Genomic DNA, 1512 nt, shown 5'->3' with positions numbered 1-1512 from the left:
GAATGAATGCACCCGTGCGGAGCAGTCGGCCAGCGTGGCGCTCTGGGGAATCGACCTGACAGTGGTCGGTGGAGTACGCTATTTTTTCTGTAATGAGCAGAACGAAAAAGGTGAGCCGGTCACCTGGCAGGGGCGACAGTATCAGCCGTATCCCATTCAGGGGAGCGGTTTTGAACTGAATGGCAAAGGCACCAGTACGCGCCCCACGCTGACGGTTTCTAACCTGTACGGTATGGTCACCGGGATGGCGGAAGATATGCAGAGTCTGGTCGGCGGAACGGTGGTCCGGCGTAAGGTTTACGCCCGTTTTCTGGATGCGGTGAACTTCGTCAACGGAAACAGTTACGCCGATCCGGAGCAGGAGGTGATCAGCCGCTGGCGCATTGAGCAGTGCAGCGAACTGAGCGCGGTGAGTGCCTCCTTTGTACTGTCCACGCCGACGGAAACGGATGGCGCTGTTTTTCCGGGACGTATCATGCTGGCCAACACCTGCACCTGGACCTATCGCGGTGACGAGTGCGGTTATAGCGGTCCGGCTGTCGCGGATGAATATGACCAGCCAACGTCCGATATCACGAAGGATAAATGCAGCAAATGCCTGAGCGGTTGTAAGTTCCGCAATAACGTCGGCAACTTTGGCGGCTTCCTTTCCATTAACAAACTTTCGCAGTAAATCCCATGACACAGACAGAATCAGCGATTCTGGCGCACGCCCGGCGATGTGCGCCAGCGGAGTCGTGCGGCTTCGTGGTAAGCACGCCGGAGGGGGAAAGATATTTCCCCTGCGTGAATATCTCCGGTGAGCCGGAGGCGTATTTCCGTATGTCGCCGGAAGACTGGCTGCAGGCAGAAATGCAGGGTGAGATTGTGGCGCTGGTCCACAGCCACCCCGGAGGTCTGCCCTGGCTGAGTGAGGCCGACCGGCGGCTGCAGGTGCAGAGTGATTTGCCGTGGTGGCTGGTCTGCCGGGGGACGATTCATAAGTTCCGCTGTGTGCCGCATCTCACCGGGCGGCGCTTTGAGCACGGTGTGACGGACTGTTACACACTGTTCCGGGATGCTTATCATCTGGCGGGGATTGAGATGCCGGACTTTCATCGTGAGGATGACTGGTGGCGTAACGGCCAGAATCTCTATCTGGATAATCTGGAGGCGACGGGGCTGTATCAGGTGCCGTTGTCAGCGGCACAGCCGGGCGATGTGCTGCTGTGCTGTTTTGGTTCATCAGTGCCGAATCACGCCGCAATTTACTGCGGCGACGGCGAGCTGCTGCACCATATTCCTGAACAACTGAGCAAACGAGAGAGGTACACCGACAAATGGCAGCGACGCACACACTCCCTCTGGCGTCACCGGGCATGGCGCGCATCTGCCTTTACGGGGATTTACAACGATTTGGTCGCCGCATCGACCTTCGTGTGAAAACGGGGGCTGAAGCCATCCGGGCACTGGCCACACAGCTCCCGGCGTTTCGTCAGAAACTGAGCGACGGCTGGTATCAGGTACGGATTG

At 58.3% G+C, this 1512-nt stretch carries 2 protein-coding genes and 1 pseudogene; all 3 read left to right on the top strand.

The features are described from left to right. The coding region (locus CSC70_RS13620) for a phage minor tail protein L (RefSeq protein WP_162457182.1) at positions 1–673 on the top strand (673 nt) is incomplete at its 5' end. Positions 674–678: 5 nt separating this feature from the next. Beyond that, the gene (locus CSC70_RS13615; RefSeq protein ID WP_000194780.1) at positions 679–1422 is read left to right on the top strand and encodes a C40 family peptidase; all 744 of its coding nucleotides are present in this window, start codon (positions 679–681) and stop codon (positions 1420–1422) included. After that, positions 1359–1512: pseudogene (locus tag CSC70_RS14745) on the top strand (hypothetical protein); the annotation flags it as partial. The gene CSC70_RS13615 and the pseudogene CSC70_RS14745, both read left to right, overlap by 64 nt.

Origin of the sequence: Pseudoxanthomonas kalamensis DSM 18571, from assembly GCF_010211745.1 — a bacterium.
Lineage (GTDB): Bacteria > Pseudomonadota > Gammaproteobacteria > Xanthomonadales > Xanthomonadaceae > Pseudoxanthomonas_A > Pseudoxanthomonas_A kalamensis.
Note: the sequence above shows the minus strand (reverse complement) of the source record. Positions and strands in the feature narration are given on the sequence as shown.

What these genes read in the sequence shown, in the direction of transcription:
- CSC70_RS13615 (WP_000194780.1), top strand. Translation starts at nt 679, where the DNA reads ATGACACAGACAGAATCAGCGATTCTGGCGCACGCCCGGCGATGTGCG.